Source organism: Oceanicola sp. D3, assembly GCF_006351965.1.
In the GTDB taxonomy this organism is placed as follows: domain Bacteria; phylum Pseudomonadota; class Alphaproteobacteria; order Rhodobacterales; family Rhodobacteraceae; genus Vannielia.
On sequence record NZ_CP040932.1, the window covers coordinates 2,300,814 to 2,315,854 of the forward strand.

Consider the following 15,041-nt stretch of genomic DNA (forward strand, 5'->3'; position numbering starts at 1 on the left):
AGGGCTTGAAGAGCAGCCCTTACCCGCCCGGCTCCGGCTCCACCACTTCTGTCGGGTAGTCAAAAAACGCCCAACCATCGGTGCCTTCGGGCAGCCAATACACGTCAGAATACCCCCACTCCAACGCCCGCTTCGCCGCGTTCCAGCTCATCCAGCACTCATCGAGGCAAAAGATCGTCACCGGATGCGCCTTGTTGCCCGCCGTGGCCTTCTCCAGACCGGCCCGGAAATAGGCCGCCGTCTCCTCGGCAATCGCGCCATAGCCGACGTTGGGCAGCCAGATCGCGCCTGGGATGCTCTCGCGCGGTTTCTCGCGCCAGATCGTGCCTTTGGGCAGGTTCTCCGGTTTGGGCGCGCGCGGCAGCACGTCGATAAAGGCCATGCCGCCCGCCGCCCAAAGCGCATGGGCCTCTTCGGGGCCAAGCACTGTGCCGCCCTCAAGCGTCTCGGGCACCGGCGCGCGGTAGTGGTCCATGCGGTAGTCTTCCGGCTCGCTCACCTGGGCGAGCGCGGGGGTGGCCAGCAGCACCAGCGCCAGCCACGCCGCCCTCATTTCTCCGCGTCCAGCATCCTGTCGCCCATGTCCGCCACCAGCGGCACACCGGCCTCGGTCAGGATCGCGTTGATCTCATCCTGATGCCGCCGGATCAGCGAGTTCAGCTTGCGCTGCCACACCTTATCCCCCAGCCGAACGCCCATGGTGATGCGGAAAAACAGCCGCGGCGGAAGCTCTTCAGCAATCAGCGGCACCACCGTCATGCCCGGATGATCCTGCTTCACCAGTGGCCCGCCTATCGGCCCCCAGAGAATGGCGGCGTCGATCTCGCCCGCCTCAAGGTCGTTCAGCATGTCTTCGGTCGGAGATTCCACCCGCCGATCAACCATGAGGTTGTAGGGTTTTGCCTTCCCGATCAGCCCGTTGCGGGCCATGTGCGTGGCGGGCGGCGAGCCCGCGATCACCCCGATCCGCTTGCCCTTTAGCGCTGGGTCAGAGAGGCGCGTCACCCCCTCCAGCCCGGTATCTTCCGGCAGGATCAGCACGTAAACCGAGGTCATGTAGTGGTTGGTGTTCAGCACCAGCTCGTGGCCCTGGGCATAGCCCATCACCACATCGCAGCGGTTGGCCCGCAGCGTCTGGCGGATGAAACCGGTGGCCATCGGAAACCACGTGTATTCCACCGGCAGTTCCAGCTTTCCGGCGATCAACTCGGCCAGCGCGTTTTCATAGCCGCTGCCGTCCTCCACCGACATCGGCGCATTGGCCGGATCGGCGCAGACCCTGAACGCCGTCTTGCTGACAAGGTCGGATGTTTGCGCGGCGGCGGCGGAGGCCAGCATCACCAGCCCCGCCGCCCATGTGAGCGCCCTACAGGCCAAGGCAGGCATTCTCCGCCTCGCGGATCGCCTCGGACTTGTCCTCCCGGCCGCCGGGGCGACCACGGGGCACAGCCTCGGTTCCGCGCGCCTTGAGGTAAACATAGATGTCGTCGAGATAGCACATGACATTGGGGTTATCGCCGAAGGCGGGCATCACCGAGTTTTCGGCGGCGTTGATCTTCTGGCGCCCGTTCACCACCACGTCCACGAAATCGTAGTAATCCATGTTGATGGCCGAGTCCTTCAGGGCCGGGGCGTAGGTAGAGCCCATGCCCTCGGGCCCGTGGCACACGTGGCATTCGGAGTGATAGCGGCGGAAGCCCGAATAGGTCAGCCAGTCCACCTTCGCCCCGTCTTCGGTGACGTTGTAGGTGGGGATGTCATCTTCGGTGTAATAGCGTCCGTCCTCCTCATAGGCGACGGAGATGTTGTCGAACTCTTCTTCCTCCTGCGCGGCCAGCGGCGCGGCCAGGGCGGCGAAGAGGGCGGAGGCGACAAGGGTGCGCGTCAGTTGCATGTATGTCCTCGGAGTGGTTAGGCGGTGCGGCACGGGCCGGGCCTCTGAGGGCCTGCCCGTGCCGATCGCTTTTATTGCTTGTCGGCACCGCCACCGGGGAGTGGCAGCGATGCCGGAGGCCGGGGTATCAGTCCGGCAGGGAGAACACGGTGAGCTGGCCACCAAGGGCGGTGTAATCGCTCAGCGCGGCATAGCCACCCACGGCGCCAAGGCCGTCATTCGGGTTGGTGAGGCCAGCCGCAAGGCCGATGCCCGCCCAGCCGCCAATGCCCGAGAGCACAGCGATGTGCTGCTTGCCGCCATGCTCATAGGTCATCACGTTGCCGATGATGCCCGATGGGGTTTTGAACTTGTAAAGCTCTTCGCCCGTCTCGGCATGGACCGCCTTCAGGTAGCCTTCCAGCGTGCCGTAGAACACCACGTCACCCGCGGTTGCCAAAGCACCCGACCACACCGAGAACTGCTCGGGCAGCGACCACTTGATTTCACCGGTGGTGTTGTCCCACGCGATGAAGTTGCCCATGCCGCCATGGCTGTCCGGCGCGGGATACATCGACAAGGTGGCGCCCACATAGGGCTGGCCTGCGGTGTAGCTCACACGGAACGGCTCATAGTCCATGCACACGTGGTTGGTGGGCACATACATCAGCTCGGTCTTCGGGCTGTAGGCCGCCGGCTGTTGGTCTTTGGTGCCAAGCGCCGCCGGGCAGATACCGGTCGAGTTCACGTCCTCGCCGTTCTGCTCGGTGGAGTATTGCGCCACCACTGCGGGACGCCCGTAGGTGTCCGACTCCGGGTCCATGTCAACGCCAGAGGTCCAGTTCACCGCCGGGTCATACTTCTCGGCCACCAGCAGCTCGCCGCTGACACGGTCCATCGTGTAGGCCAGACCGTTGCGGTCGAAGTGGGTGAGCAGCTTGCGCTCCTCGCCGTCGATCTCCTGCTCGGTGAGGATCATCTCGTTGACGCCGTCAAAGTCCCATTCGTCATGGGGCGTCATCTGGTAGACCCACTTGGCTTCGCCGGTGTCGATGTCACGGGCGAAGATGGTCATCGACCACTTGTTGTCACCCGGGCGCTGCGCGGGGTTCCACGTGCTGGGGTTGCCCGAGCCGTAATAGAAGAGATTCTCTTCCATATCAGCCGCATACCAGCCCCATGTGGTGCCGCCACCGATCATCCACTGGTCACCTTCCCAGGAGTTGATCGAGCTGTCGGCGCCAACCGGCTTGCCGAGTTCGGTGGTTTCTTCGTTGAACAGGATCTGGTCGTCCGGACCCACCGAATAGGCGCGCCAAAGCTGCTCGCCACTGTCGAGGTCATAGGCGGTCACATGACCTTGAACGCCGAATTCGCCGCCCGAGATACCCACGATGAGCTTGTCTTTCACCGGCAGAACCGTTGCGGTGTTGGTTTCACCCTTCGAAGGATCACCGTTGACCGCCGACCAAACCTCTTCGCCGGTCATCGCATCGAGCGCGACAACCTTGGTGTCGGCCTGGTGCAGGTAGATCTTGCCGTTGGCATAGGCCACGCCGCGGTTCACCGTGTCACAACACATCACCGGAATGACGTTCGGATCCTGCTTGGGCTCGTACTTCCAGATGATCTTGCCATCCTGGGTCAGGTCGAGCGCATAGACGATGTTGGGGAAGGGCGTGTGCACATACATCACGTCGCCAATCACCAGCGGGCTGCCCTCGTGGCCGCGCAGAACGCCGGTTGAGAACGTCCAGTTGGCTTGCAGGTCGCCCACGTTGTCGGCGGTGATCTGGTCAAGCGCAGAATATCGCTGGTTCTTGTAGTCGCCGGTCTGGATGGCCCATTGTTCGGGCTTCTCCATCTCCGCGATCAGCCCGTCGTTGGCCAGTGCGCCGGTTGCGCACATCGCTGCGACGGAAGTCAAAGCAAGTAGCTTTTTCATTGTCTTCTCTCCCATTTGGTTGGTGCCGCCAAAGCCCGGTGTCCCGGGCCCATTTCACTGGCTGGCGGTTTGGCCCGGCTTCACGTGTCCTCCTCGCGCCGGGCAGAATCTCTGGTCAGGAACCCTCCCCTTCTGCTGCCGTGCCGTCCTCGCCAAAGGTCGCCAGATAGGCGAGCACATTGGCCACGTCCTTCTCCTTGCGAAGCCCCGCGAAAGTCATCTTGGTGCCATCCATGAATTCCTTCGGCTTGGTCAGGAAGGCGGCGAGGTTTTCCTCGGTCCACTCAAGGCCACCCGCGGCGGCCTCCTGCATCGCGTCGGAATATTTGAAGTCTTCGTAACTGGCAGCGGCGCGCCCGATGATGCCGTTGAGCACCGGGCCTGTCTTGGCCTTGGCGTCAGCGCCAACCATGTGGCAGGCCTGACATTTCTTGAACACCCTCTCACCCTTGGCTGGGTCGCCGGCCATGTCCTGGGCTCCTGCAACGGAGGCGGCAAGCGTCAGGCTGGCGGCGGCGAGCAGTCTTGCGATCATTGTTGGTCTCTCTCCCTGTTTTGGTCGCGGCGCCTCAGCCGCAAAGTCGCTCCGCATGCCAGGCCACGTGGTCCCGGGCGAAGGTCGTGACGAAAAAATAAGAGTGGTCATAGCCCGGCTGCATCCGGATCGCGCCGGGTTGGCGGCGCTTTACCATGGCTTCGGCCAGCGCCTCGGGCTTCAGCAGATCAAGGAACTGATCACTGGCCCCCTGATCCACAAGAATCTCGCCCTTCCAGCCCTTCTCCTCCAGAAGGATGGTGGCGTCATGATCGGCCCAAGAGCTCTCGTCATCGCCCAGATAGGCGCTGAGCTGTTTGCGGCCCCAATCCGAGCGGGTGGGGTTGGCGATGGGCGCAAAGGCCGAGAGGCTGTCGAACATCTCGGCGTTGCGCATGGCGATCGTCAGCGCCCCATGCCCGCCCATCGAGTGGCCGGTGATGCCGTGGCGGTCCTGCAGTGGGAAGTTCTCCATCACCAACCCGCGCAACTCGCCGGTAATGTAATCATACATGCTGAAATGCGGCGACCACGGCTCTCGCGTGGCGTTCACGTAAAACCCTGCGCCCTGCCCAAGGTCATAGGCCTCGTCATCCGCCACCGCCTCGCCGCGCGGCGAGGTGTCGGGGAAGATCACCGCCAACCCGTGCTCGGCGGCATGTTCCTGAAACCCGCCCTTGGTCATGGCGTTCTCATGGGTGCAGGTGAGCCCGGACAAATACCAGAGCACCGGCACCGGCCCGTCTTCGGCCTGTGGCGGCAGGTAGACGGCAAAGGTCATCTCGCAGCCGCAGGCGTTGCTGGGGTGCTTGGCCACAATCTGCCGCCCGCCATAGCAGGCCGTCTCGGAGATCACCTCCATCGCCATCAATACTCCACCACCGCTCGGATGGATTTACCCTCGTGCATCAGGTCGAAGCCTTCGTTGATGTCGTCGAGCTTGAGGGTGTGGGTGATCATCGGGTCGATCTCGATCTTCCCGTCCATGTACCAGTCGACGAACTTGGGCACATCCGTGCGGCCCTTGGCGCCGCCGAAGGCCGTGCCTTTCCACACCCGGCCCGTCACCAGCTGGAACGGGCGCGTGCTGATCTCGGCCCCGGCAGGTGCCACGCCGATGATCACCGAGCAGCCCCAGCCGCGGTGCGAGCATTCCAGCGCGTCGCGCATCACCTTCACGTTGCCCGTCGCGTCAAACGAATAGTCGACCCCGCCGATCTGGTCGAACTCCGTTTGGGTGATCTTCACGATCTCCGCCACGGTATTCTCTACCTTCGAGGGGTTAACAAAATGTGTCATGCCGAATTTCTCGGCCATTTCCCGTTTGGAATCATTGAGATCCACGCCGATGATCTTGTCGGCCCCGGCCATCCGCAGGCCCTGGATCACGTTCAGGCCAATCCCGCCGAGGCCAAAAACCGCCGCCGTTGACCCAATCTCAACACCTGCCGTGTTAATCACCGCGCCGATGCCGGTGGTTACGCCGCAGCCAATGTAGCAAATCTTGTCGAAAGGGGCGTCTTCGCGCACCTTGGCGAGCGCGATTTCGGGCATCACCGTGTGGTTCGCAAAGGTGGAACAGCCCATGTAGTGATAGATCGGCGTGCCATCGAGCATGGAAAACCGGGTCGTGCCATCGGGCATCAGGCCCTGCCCCTGCGTGTTGCGGATCGCGGTGCAGAGGTTGGTCTTGCCGCTGAGGCAGGAGGCGCATTGCCGGCATTCCGGCGTGTAAAGCGGGATGACATGGTCGCCCGGCTTCAGCGTTGTCACGCCCTCGCCCACCTCCATCACCACGCCTGCGCCCTCATGGCCCAGAATCGACGGGAAAAGCCCCTCAGGGTCCGCCCCCGAGCGGGTAAACTCGTCGGTATGGCAAATCCCGGTGGCCTTGATCTCCACCAAAACCTCGCCCGCCTTCGGGCCCTCGAGGTTGACCTCCATGATCTCAAGCGGTTTGCCGGCCTCAAGGGCCACGGCGGCACGTGTCCGCATCAAATTCCTCCCAGACTTATAGGCACTTCTGTTTCCGATGAGGCTAGGAGCAGAGCCGATACGGAACAATGCAGACCAAAGGTGGTATTGGGCGCTGTAGACAAAGGTGCACCCGCGGATAGAGTGGCAAGCGGGAGGAACATCATGAAAACAAGGGCTCTGCTCGCACTGCTTTTGGCGCTTACCCCGGCCACCCCCGTGCTCGCCGCCGATTTCTCGGATCCGACATGGCCTTGCGTCCAGCGCAAGGTAGAGGCCCTGTCCCCCGGCCTGATGTGGCCCGTGGCGTTGGAAGAGCCCGAGCTCACCGAAAAAACCGAGGCTGCCGTTGCCGATCTGGTGGGCTACCTCACCCTGCGCCGCCTGCCGCTTGAAGAGGTGCAGCCCCGCCTCACCGCCTTTACCCAAGCGCATGGACACGACCCGGCCCTGCTCGGCCATGTATTCACTCGCGCCTTCGACCAGCTCAACAACCTGCGCAGCCGCATCATCACCGGCATCGGCGAATACTCCCTTGGCCAGATCGACCTCGCCGCCCGGATCGACGCCGCCCGCGTGGAGATGGGCAGTGAAATGGCCAAGGAGGCCCCCGATTACGACCGGGTGGATGAGTTGGAAGAGCAGATCGACTGGGATGAACGCATCTACACCGACCGCCGCCAAAGCCTCACCTATGTGTGCGAAACCCCGGTTCTGCTGGAAAAGCGCCTCTACGCCATCGCCCAGATGTTGCAGGGCGCGCTGCCCGAGTAGGGCCTAGTCCCACTCCAACTCCGTAAAGGCCACCGTCGCGTTGCGCTTGTTGTAGGCCTCGAAGAGCGCCCAATGCGCCCCCTCCCCAGCGGCCACATGCTCCACAGCCTCCCCAAGACGCTCACCCGCTGCAATCGCGGCCCGGGTGTCGTCGCGCAAAACCTCAAGATAGCGCCGCATCGGGGCAATCGCCTCTGTCATCTCAAGCACCGGTCTGCCGTGCCCCGGCACCACCCGAGCGCCCTGCCCCTCCAGCCGATCCAGCGCTGCGAGCCAGCCCAGCACCGAGCCGTCGAGCGCGGGCGTGTGCTTGTCGAACACAAGATCCCCGGCAATCACCACATCGCCCACCTTCACGGTCAGATCGGTGCCGGTATGCGCCCGTGGCCAAGGCTCCAGCTCCAGCGAAATATGACCAAGGTCAATTTCTACCTGCTCCGCCACCTCCACGGTCACATCAGGCGCGGCGGTGCCCAAAAATGCCTCCGCCCCGACCAACCCTTCAAGGCTTTCGCTGTAGTTCTCGGCCCGGTCCGCCAGCGCACGGGCCAGTGCCGCATGGCCCATCACCTGCGCCCCCTCGAACGCCGTGGCGCCGAACACGTGGTCGGGGTGCATATGGGTCAGCACCACATGGCGCACCGGCAGATCCGTCACCTCGCGCACTGCGCGCCACGTTGCCTCGCCAATCCACCGGGCCGACCCGCTGTCAACCACCGCCACAGCCTCGCGGCCCACGACGAAAGCGATGTTGGAAACATCCCCCCGGTTGGCCTCATCCGGCTCCGCCACCGCGCCGCTGTGCACAAACACCCCCGGCGCAACCTCCTCAAACGCCAGCGCCGCCCCGCGTGGCGCGCAAAACGGCTGGCCCGTGCTCCAGCGCCCCTGCGGCACCACCACCTGCGCCAGCTTTGCCTCGCATCCCGCCCGCGTTTCTGCCTCGCCGCCCACCACCAAAGCGTCGCGACACAGGCCCGGATCGGACAAGAGGCAGAGGGTCACGAGCGCTTCAAACATATCTCAGCGTGCGCCCCGCACGCGCCCGCGCACCATGCCGACAAACGGATCGGTGCGCGATGCGGCGCAATCTGCTATGCTCGCGCCACGCGCGACCACGGGAGGAGACCCAATGACGCCGTTTATCCGCACCGCCATCGCCGCGGCGCTCGTCGCCCTGCCCGCTCACGCGGCAGAAGATAACCCGCTCACCGCCAGCGAGAGCTGGGACGCGCTGCAATATGACGTGCTGGGGGAGGCCACCCCCACCGAAGGCGGCGCGCTCTTCACCGTTGATGCGCCCTACCGCGCCAATGATGCGGCCACCGTGCCGGTGCATATCGTGCAAACCGACGAGGCGGCAAAGATCGACACGGCCATCGTGGTGATCGACGAAAACCCCGCCCCGGTCGCAGGCACCTTCACCTTCGGCGCGGCGATGCATCCGCTCGATCTGGAGATCCGCGTGCGGGTGAATCAGTATTCCAACGTCCGCGTGATCGCCCAAACGGCAGACAGCCTCGTTATGGCCGGTCGCTTCGTGAAGGCCTCGGGCGGCTGCTCGGCCCCGGCCACCTCCGACCCGGAAGCGGCGCTGGCGGGAATGGGCGAAATGCGCCTGCGCAGCTTCGGGGCCCAGCCGCAGATGAGCACCCCGCGCCGCGAAGCCCAAATCATGATCCGCCACCCCAATTACTCCGGCCTCCAACGTGACCAGATCACCCAGCTCTTCGTGCCGGCCCACTTCATCGACACGCTCGAAGTGCATCAGGGCGACGAACTCCTGTTCACCATGGAGGGCGGCATCTCGATTTCCGAAAACCCGGTGTTTCGCTTCAGCTACAATGACAACGGCGCACCCGAGATCGTGGTGAAGGCGACGGACACCGAGGGCAACAGCTTTGAGCAGCGCCTGCCCAAGGATGAGGCCTCCTGAGCTAGAAGCACAAAATCTCCGCTTCCGCTTGCGCCCGGCGCAGCTCGGCCACGATGGCCTCTGCGCTGGCGGCGCTGCGGAAGATCGCCATACGCTCACCGCCCACCTGCCGCATAGACAGCACGGTTTCGGCCTCCACGTAATCCTCATAGGGCAGGATCGAGGCGACCACGTCGATCGAGCAGGCGCATTTTATCATCACGTCGCGGCTCTGGCCGTTGGTCTGCATGCAGGCAAACACATAGTCCGCGCGCGCCGCCGTGGGATAGTCATTCAGCCGCTCGGCCACGCTCTGGGCCTGGAGCGGCGCGGCGAGCAGGGCCAATGCGGCAAGCCACCTCATTCGGCCACCCCTTCAAACACCACCGTCGAGCGATAGACCTCACCAGCCTCGGCCGAGAGGCTGCTATACCAACCCGGCACCTCGGTCGACATTTCCACCGTCAGCGCAAGATCGCCAAAGCCCTGCATCCGCGCGACGTTCGGATCATCCTCAAAGGGGTGCATCACCACCGTCACGGTGCCGTCTTCGGCTTCAGTAATATCAGCCGGGCGCACCAGCGCCTCTTTCACCCGGTTGCGAATGTAAAACGGGCTGCCACCGGCGCTTTCGGCCATGTCGCGTACCACCGTCTCGACGAAATACATGATCACCGGGTTGCCCACGCTGGCCGGGAAGTTGCCCAGCGAGCGGTGCTTTTCATCCTGACGAAACTCCAGCCTGGCCACCGGCGGTGTGCCGCCCTCCAGCGTCAGTTCAATCTCGCCGGTGTCACGTGCGGCGGCAGCGGGCACCAACGTGTTGCTCACCTCGCGACGGTAATCCAGCACATCGCCCTTCTCAAATCCGTCGAGCGTGCCCTGCTTGAAGAGCAGATCATAGGCCGCCGTATCCACCGGGTCCGCAGCCTGCGCCGCGCTCCCCAGAGCCATCAGCCCGGCGGCCAGCGCCGAAATCACCTTGTTCATCAGTCAATCCTCCCGGCCTGAGCCTATCTCACGTCGAGCCGAGGTCACCGGATACTTTTGTCGGTGCCCTCACGCCCCCCGTCGTCCCCTCCTGCGCTCCCGCTCGGGCCTTCCAATGCATCAACGGGCGCAGGCGCGACAGTTCCACAGGCTTGGTCATCACCGTGAAATCCTCCTCAACCCCGGCCTGCGCCAGTTCGGGCGAGCGGTTGGCGGTGATCATGATGGCCGGCACATGCGCCCCGCTCGCTGCGCGGATGGCCCGGATCGCATCGGTGCCCAGCTCGTCGCCATCAAGGTGATAATCGGCCAGCATGATATCCGGCGGCAGGCCCAGCTCCCGCACCATCGCCAGCGCCTCCTCGGTGCCGCGCGCGCCAAGCACCGAGGCCCCCCAGCGCTCCAGCTTCCGGGTGGTTGCATCCAGCACCGTGGTGTCGTTTTCGACCACCAGCACGATCAGGTCCATCTCTGGGAAGTCCCCTGCCCCCGGGCTCATCACCGCCTCCGCCACCGGGGCCTGTGCCTCCACGGCGTCCATCTCGATCGAGAACACCGAGCCCACGCCCGGCTTCGAGCGCACGCCAACCCGATGGCCCAAGTGGCGGCAGGTGCGATCCACGATTGAAAGGCCAAGCCCCATGCCACTGCCCGGCGGCACATTGTCGGCCCGGGTGAACTCCTCGAAAATGCGCCGCTGATCCTTGCGCGAAATCCCGATGCCCGTATCCCAAACCTGAAGCTCCACCTTGCCGCCGGGTTTGCGGCGGCAGCCCACCAGCACCCGCCCGCTCTCGGTGTATTGGATCGCGTTCACCACGAGGTTCTGGATCGAGCGGAACAGGTAGCGCTGGTCAGAGCGCACCCACACGCTGGAGGGCACCGCACTGAGGCGCACCCCCTTGCGGTCGGCAAAGGCCTGCTGGTCCTGCGTTACCGTCTGCATCACCGAGGAAAGCGAAAATTCGGTCGGGTTGAGGTTGCCGGTGGAGCTTTCGAGGCGCGAGATGTCGAGCAGCGCGTGCAGAAGCTGCTCCATCGAGGTGAACGCCCCCTCCAGCCGCTCCACGGTGTCGGCCATGTCGGTCTGACGGGACATGTCAAAGAGCGTCGAGATCAGCAGCTTGGCGGCGTTGATCGGTTGCAGCAGGTCGTGGCTTGCGGCGGCCAGAAACCGCGTTTTGGAGGAGTTCGCCGCCTCCGCCTCCTCCTTGGCCAGCCGCAGCGCCTCCTGCACCCGGGCCAGCTCTTCAAACTGCGCGGTCAGCCGATCATTCGCGCGGGTCAGCTCGGCGGTGCGCTCCTTCACCCGCTTTTCCAACAGCTCCGTGGCGCGATATTCCAGCGTCACATCCTTGATGTCGACGAGAAAGCCCCGGTCGGGCAGCGCGTGGGTGTGCATGTCGAGCACCCGGCCAGAGGCGTGCCGCAGGGTCTGCCGCAACCGCCCGTCATTGCCCGCCCGCTCCATCCAGCCATCGAACAACGCAAGGTTTTCAAGGTCGATCAGATAGTTGGCGCGGATAAATTCCACCACCTCGGTGAACAGGGTGCCCGATTGCACAACCGTGTAGGGCAGGCCCAGCAGGTCATGAAACCTGTCATTGTGCAGCGTAATCGTGCCCTCTGCGCTGACCGTGCACAGACCAAGGCTCATGTGGTCGATCGCCGCCTGCAGGTAATGCGCCTGAAGGTCGATCAGCTGCGCCTTTTCCGAGCGGTTCTTACGGACGATATCGGTGATCTCGGTTTGCAGAACAATCACCGTCTCCCCGCCCGTGCCCTGCTGGGAAATCTGAAACCACCTGTCGCCCTTTAGCGCGATCACGAAAGACGAAAGGGCCGTGCCCGTGCGCTCCTCGCGGTGCGTGCGCAATGGCGGGGCAACCTGCTCCTCATCAGGCTCAAGGTGGCCGGAATGCTCCATTGCGTCAAAGTAGTCATCCAGCGTCAGCCCCGGCAGGATGCGCTCGGAAATATCGGGCAGCAACGTGCGGAACAGCTCGTTGCAAATCCGCAGCCGCCCCTCCTCGAACAGCGCAAAGCCCCCTTCCATCACCGAAAGCGCATCGCTCAGGTTCTTCTGGCTGCGCTCGCGGTCATGCCTGAGCTGGCTCAGCTCGCTGGAGGCGCGTTCCAGATCACGGGTCTTGTCCCAAACCTGCCCCTGCAGGGCGATGGCGGACTGAAACGCCGAATAGGCCTGATTGCCCACCTCGTTCTGCCGCCCCGCCCGGCGCACCAGCGCAGCGATGATCTTGGCCTGTTTCTCGACCTGCACCTCAAGCGGATCATCCGGGTCGATCATCAATGGAGTGCCCGCGCCTTCGGCTCAAAGAAGGCAACGCCCACGAAGGTCTGGTTCACATGCACGCCGCAATGCTGCTCGCCATAGGTGTTGAAGCCCAGCACCCGGCGCTCGCGCAGCACCTCAGAGGCCTGCCGGGTCAGCTGCTTGTGGTCAATCTCGATGCGCCGCAGCACGCAATCGAACCCGAGGATAAACTCCGGCGCCCGTCCGCGCCCGTCGCGCAGATCAAGCTCCTGCGCCATCGTCTTCACAATCTCCTGGCCCTTGCCCAGCGTCAGCAGCAGCCCCTCGTCAATCGCGCTGAGAAACGAGAGCGCCCCGCCCGCGTGCACCTCCTGTATCGCGCGCACATGGTAAAGCGCCGAGTTGCGCACCAGCACCGGGTTTTCGGCAAAGACCTCAGGCGACAGCGCCTCGCGCGACACCCCGACAAGCCGCGCGTATTCATCTGCCGCCGGTGCGCCGTTGATCTCATACACCACCCGCTCTTCCGGCTCGGCACCGGTCACCACCATCTGGTGGCCCGTGGGCAGAAAGTGGTCAAACCCGATGCCGGAGAACTCCAGATCGGTTTCCAGCACCAAGAGCAGCGCGGCATTGGTGTGGAACTTGCCGCCATGCAAAACCGAGGTTTGCTTGAAATTCAGTCCGTTGGCCGCCGATCCGCCAAAGATAGGCATGTCATCCAACCCGGCCTCCAGCGCGGCCACCAGCATATCTTCTTGCTTGGAAAGCCCATCACTGATGGTCAGGGCGAGCCGGTTCCAATGGGCGGTGTGCTGAAAGCGGGCCGCAAGGGCGCGGGCCTCTGTGGTGATCCGCTGGATCGAGAGCGGCTTGAGCGGCGCGATGAGCTGGGAGGCGCAGCGAAAATGGCTGCGCGGAAAGGAGAGCGCCAGCAGAGCGTCGTTCTCATAGCCCTCCGGCGTGATCTGACCCGCCGTGGTGCAGCCAAACACCGGGCTGCCCGGCAGATGCGCGGCCAGCCCGGCCTCGATTTCTGCAAGGTCCAGCGCCTCGGGTACGAAAAGCAGGATGAAACAGGCGTCGCGCGGGCTCAGCGCCGCCGCAACTTCGGCCACCGCTGTTGCGCCATCGAGCGCATGTGATACGGCAACGCCAACTAGCGTGTCCGGCTCTCCCCCTGATGGTGCGTTCATCACCTCAGTTGCTCAAGAACGCCTGCGCATCGCTCTGCTCGCCCACCCCGGCCCCGTCAAGGCTGGCGCTCTCGACCAGCACGGCCGCCTGAGTGCGGTTCTGCACCCCAAGGCGGCGCAGTAGCGCGGTGATATGCGCCTTCACCGTGGCCTCCGCAAGGTCCATCTCATAGGCAATCTGCTTGTTGGGCTTGCCCACGCAGATCAGCTTCATGATCCGGGTCTGCTGCGGGGTGAGTTCGGCAATGCGGCGGGCAATGTCATGGCTGTCGCGCTGATGCTCGGGCGCACGGCGCACCCGGGTAAAGCCCTTGGGCAGGTAAGTCATTCCGCCGCGCACATCGCAAAGTGCGGCCCGCAGGTCGGCCATCGGCGCATCCTTGGGCACAAAGCCCGCCGCGCCCGCATCCAGCACCGCCTGAATCACCTCATCGGAGGTGAGCGACGAAATCACCACCACCGGCACATCCGGCAATTCTGCCCGCAGCCGCAAAAAGCCGCTGATCCCGGTCACATCCGGCAGCTTGAGGTCTAGCAGCACCATATCGGGCGAAAACGCCTTGCTCAGCGCCTTCAAACCATCGCCCAAGGTGGTCGCGGTAACAATCTCGCAGCCCTCGAAAACGTGCTGCAGCGCGGTTTCCAGCGCCGCGCCATAAAGCGGATGATCGTCGATCACCAACACCGATCGGACCGGGCCGGCTTGTCGGCCAAGCGCCTCATGTCTCATGGTTCGTCCTCCCTATGCGGGAGGCTAACAGGAAAAATTCCGCCTGTGCAACAATGTCGCACAAGTTGAACAGCTTGGCTGTTTTCCGCCTTAGGATGCAACGCTCTGCCCGGAGCCGGGCCATCGCCCGCCTCCGGCTGTCTGTTGTGCCCGCTTGCCCGCTCGGGGCCTGCGGTCAGGCCGGTTCAAGCACCCCGTTCGCCTTGGCCACATGGGTCGCAATCGCGTCCATCAGCGGCGGTGACAGGCAATCATAGGGCGCCAATCCCAATTCTCTCAGCCGGGCGCGAATGCCGTCCATCCGTTCGGGATTCACCCCGCTCTCGATGACCGACGAGCAGAAGGCGGCAAACTCGGGCGCCGACCAGCCGGATTGGTCACTGAGTTCCGTATGCACAAAGTCGAGCCCGTGAAACGGATGCCCGGTGTCCTCGATCCGGCCATACATATGCGCCCCGCAGCCCGAGCAGGCATGGCGCTGGATCGCGGCGCTCGGGTCAACCACCGAAAGCTTGTTGGCCCCCTGTGTCACCGTCACCGCATCCCGCCCGACAACGGCAACCTGGCTGAACACGGCCCCATCGGGCTTCCAGCACTTGGTGCACCCGCACACGTGGTTATGGGCCGTCTGGCTTGCGATCTCCACAATCACCGGATCATTGGCGCAGAGGCACCTTAACGTGCCTCCGCTGAAGCCGGGGTTGCCGGGCTTCACGCCCCTGTCGACCGCCGGGTGTATCGTAACTTGGCTCATGGCAGGTTCCTCCTCCTTGCCACCAAACAGTCTGGACCACAGACTCATGGCACGTCCCTCTCTGTTGGGTCTGCCGCTGA

At 64.0% G+C, this 15,041-nt stretch carries 16 protein-coding genes; 2 read left to right on the plus strand and 14 right to left on the minus strand.

Going from position 1 to position 15,041, the window contains the following annotated elements; translation table 11 throughout:
* Nucleotides 1-19: 19 nt before the first annotated feature.
* From FHY55_RS11635 to FHY55_RS11665, 7 genes are all read right to left on the minus strand, one after another.
* A complete protein-coding gene (locus tag FHY55_RS11635; RefSeq protein ID WP_140014354.1) occupies nt 20-553 on the minus strand; it encodes a PQQ-dependent catabolism-associated CXXCW motif protein in 534 nt (177 codons plus the stop codon).
* Nucleotides 550-1,386, minus strand: coding sequence for a substrate-binding domain-containing protein (locus tag FHY55_RS11640; RefSeq protein WP_140014355.1), 837 nt, complete (start codon nt 1,384-1,386; stop codon nt 550-552). Before FHY55_RS11640 ends, FHY55_RS11635 begins: the two co-directional genes overlap by 4 nt.
* On the minus strand, nt 1,367-1,894 hold the full coding sequence (locus FHY55_RS11645) for a c-type cytochrome, methanol metabolism-related (protein ID WP_140014356.1): 528 nt from the start codon (nt 1,892-1,894) through the stop codon (nt 1,367-1,369). The genes FHY55_RS11640 and FHY55_RS11645 overlap by 20 nt, the downstream gene beginning before the upstream one ends.
* A 127-nt stretch (nt 1,895-2,021) precedes the next feature.
* Nucleotides 2,022-3,818, minus strand: a complete 1,797-nt coding sequence (locus FHY55_RS11650) for a methanol/ethanol family PQQ-dependent dehydrogenase (RefSeq protein ID WP_140014357.1) — start codon at nt 3,816-3,818, stop codon at nt 2,022-2,024.
* 115 nt (nt 3,819-3,933) lie between these two features.
* Complete coding sequence (locus FHY55_RS11655; protein ID WP_140014358.1) at nt 3,934-4,353, minus strand: cytochrome c family protein; 420 nt, start codon at nt 4,351-4,353, stop codon at nt 3,934-3,936.
* A gap of 34 nt (nt 4,354-4,387) precedes the next feature.
* Nucleotides 4,388-5,221: an S-formylglutathione hydrolase gene (gene fghA / locus FHY55_RS11660; protein ID WP_371706927.1), complete on the minus strand. Its 834-nt coding sequence runs from the start codon at nt 5,219-5,221 to the stop codon at nt 4,388-4,390.
* Complete coding sequence (locus tag FHY55_RS11665) at nt 5,221-6,348, minus strand: S-(hydroxymethyl)glutathione dehydrogenase/class III alcohol dehydrogenase (RefSeq protein ID WP_140014359.1); 1,128 nt, start codon at nt 6,346-6,348, stop codon at nt 5,221-5,223. Before FHY55_RS11665 ends, fghA begins: the two co-directional genes overlap by 1 nt.
* A 144-nt stretch (nt 6,349-6,492) precedes the next feature.
* Here FHY55_RS11665 and FHY55_RS11670 point away from each other — a divergent pair, with 144 nt between their 5' ends.
* Nucleotides 6,493-7,101, plus strand: a complete 609-nt coding sequence (locus FHY55_RS11670) for a hypothetical protein (RefSeq protein ID WP_140014360.1) — start codon at nt 6,493-6,495, stop codon at nt 7,099-7,101.
* A gap of 3 nt (nt 7,102-7,104) precedes the next feature.
* On the opposite strand, the gene FHY55_RS11675 is transcribed toward FHY55_RS11670, so the two are convergent.
* On the minus strand, nt 7,105-8,121 hold the full coding sequence (locus FHY55_RS11675) for a quinoprotein relay system zinc metallohydrolase 2 (RefSeq protein WP_140014361.1): 1,017 nt from the start codon (nt 8,119-8,121) through the stop codon (nt 7,105-7,107).
* Nucleotides 8,122-8,233: 112 nt separating this feature from the next.
* Here FHY55_RS11675 and FHY55_RS11680 point away from each other — a divergent pair, with 112 nt between their 5' ends.
* On the plus strand, nt 8,234-9,037 hold the full coding sequence (locus FHY55_RS11680) for a quinoprotein dehydrogenase-associated SoxYZ-like carrier (RefSeq protein WP_140014362.1): 804 nt from the start codon (nt 8,234-8,236) through the stop codon (nt 9,035-9,037).
* A gap of 1 nt (nt 9,038) precedes the next feature.
* Here the strand turns inward: FHY55_RS11680 and FHY55_RS11685 are convergent, their stop codons facing one another.
* From FHY55_RS11685 to gfa, 6 genes are all read right to left on the minus strand, one after another.
* Nucleotides 9,039-9,380, minus strand: coding sequence for a hypothetical protein (locus FHY55_RS11685; RefSeq protein WP_140014363.1), 342 nt, complete (start codon nt 9,378-9,380; stop codon nt 9,039-9,041).
* The gene (locus FHY55_RS11690) at nt 9,377-10,006 is read right to left on the minus strand and encodes a hypothetical protein (protein WP_140014364.1); all 630 of its coding nucleotides are present in this window, start codon (nt 10,004-10,006) and stop codon (nt 9,377-9,379) included. Before FHY55_RS11690 ends, FHY55_RS11685 begins: the two co-directional genes overlap by 4 nt.
* Before the next feature lie 28 nt (nt 10,007-10,034).
* Nucleotides 10,035-12,314: a PAS-domain containing protein gene (locus tag FHY55_RS11695; RefSeq protein WP_140014365.1), complete on the minus strand. Its 2,280-nt coding sequence runs from the start codon at nt 12,312-12,314 to the stop codon at nt 10,035-10,037.
* Nucleotides 12,314-13,477 (minus strand): FIST N-terminal domain-containing protein, encoded by a 1,164-nt coding sequence (locus FHY55_RS11700; protein WP_140014366.1) that lies wholly within the window; start codon nt 13,475-13,477, stop codon nt 12,314-12,316. The genes FHY55_RS11695 and FHY55_RS11700 overlap by 1 nt, the downstream gene beginning before the upstream one ends.
* Before the next feature lie 4 nt (nt 13,478-13,481).
* Entirely contained in the window at nt 13,482-14,207 is a 726-nt protein-coding gene (locus FHY55_RS11705; protein WP_140014367.1) for a response regulator transcription factor, read from the minus strand.
* Nucleotides 14,208-14,382: 175 nt separating this feature from the next.
* Entirely contained in the window at nt 14,383-14,961 is a 579-nt protein-coding gene (gene gfa, locus FHY55_RS11710) for an S-(hydroxymethyl)glutathione synthase (RefSeq protein ID WP_210410478.1), read from the minus strand.
* Between the last annotated feature and the right edge of the window lie 80 nt (nt 14,962-15,041).

What these genes read in the sequence shown, in the direction of transcription:
- FHY55_RS11635 (WP_140014354.1), bottom strand. Translation starts at nt 553, where the DNA reads ATGAGGGCGGCGTGGCTGGCGCTGGTGCTGCTGGCCACCCCCGCGCTC.
- FHY55_RS11640 (WP_140014355.1), bottom strand. Translation starts at nt 1,386, where the DNA reads ATGCCTGCCTTGGCCTGTAGGGCGCTCACATGGGCGGCGGGGCTGGTG.
- FHY55_RS11645 (WP_140014356.1), bottom strand. Translation starts at nt 1,894, where the DNA reads ATGCAACTGACGCGCACCCTTGTCGCCTCCGCCCTCTTCGCCGCCCTG.
- FHY55_RS11650 (WP_140014357.1), bottom strand. Translation starts at nt 3,818, where the DNA reads ATGAAAAAGCTACTTGCTTTGACTTCCGTCGCAGCGATGTGCGCAACC.
- FHY55_RS11655 (WP_140014358.1), bottom strand. Translation starts at nt 4,353, where the DNA reads ATGATCGCAAGACTGCTCGCCGCCGCCAGCCTGACGCTTGCCGCCTCC.
- fghA (WP_371706927.1), bottom strand. Translation starts at nt 5,221, where the DNA reads ATGGCGATGGAGGTGATCTCCGAGACGGCCTGCTATGGCGGGCGGCAG.
- FHY55_RS11665 (WP_140014359.1), bottom strand. Translation starts at nt 6,348, where the DNA reads ATGCGGACACGTGCCGCCGTGGCCCTTGAGGCCGGCAAACCGCTTGAG.
- FHY55_RS11670 (WP_140014360.1), top strand. Translation starts at nt 6,493, where the DNA reads ATGAAAACAAGGGCTCTGCTCGCACTGCTTTTGGCGCTTACCCCGGCC.
- FHY55_RS11675 (WP_140014361.1), bottom strand. Translation starts at nt 8,121, where the DNA reads ATGTTTGAAGCGCTCGTGACCCTCTGCCTCTTGTCCGATCCGGGCCTG.
- FHY55_RS11680 (WP_140014362.1), top strand. Translation starts at nt 8,234, where the DNA reads ATGACGCCGTTTATCCGCACCGCCATCGCCGCGGCGCTCGTCGCCCTG.
- FHY55_RS11685 (WP_140014363.1), bottom strand. Translation starts at nt 9,380, where the DNA reads ATGAGGTGGCTTGCCGCATTGGCCCTGCTCGCCGCGCCGCTCCAGGCC.
- FHY55_RS11690 (WP_140014364.1), bottom strand. Translation starts at nt 10,006, where the DNA reads ATGAACAAGGTGATTTCGGCGCTGGCCGCCGGGCTGATGGCTCTGGGG.
- FHY55_RS11695 (WP_140014365.1), bottom strand. Translation starts at nt 12,314, where the DNA reads ATGATCGACCCGGATGATCCGCTTGAGGTGCAGGTCGAGAAACAGGCC.
- FHY55_RS11700 (WP_140014366.1), bottom strand. Translation starts at nt 13,477, where the DNA reads ATGAACGCACCATCAGGGGGAGAGCCGGACACGCTAGTTGGCGTTGCC.
- FHY55_RS11705 (WP_140014367.1), bottom strand. Translation starts at nt 14,207, where the DNA reads ATGAGACATGAGGCGCTTGGCCGACAAGCCGGCCCGGTCCGATCGGTG.
- gfa (WP_210410478.1), bottom strand. Translation starts at nt 14,961, where the DNA reads ATGAGCCAAGTTACGATACACCCGGCGGTCGACAGGGGCGTGAAGCCC.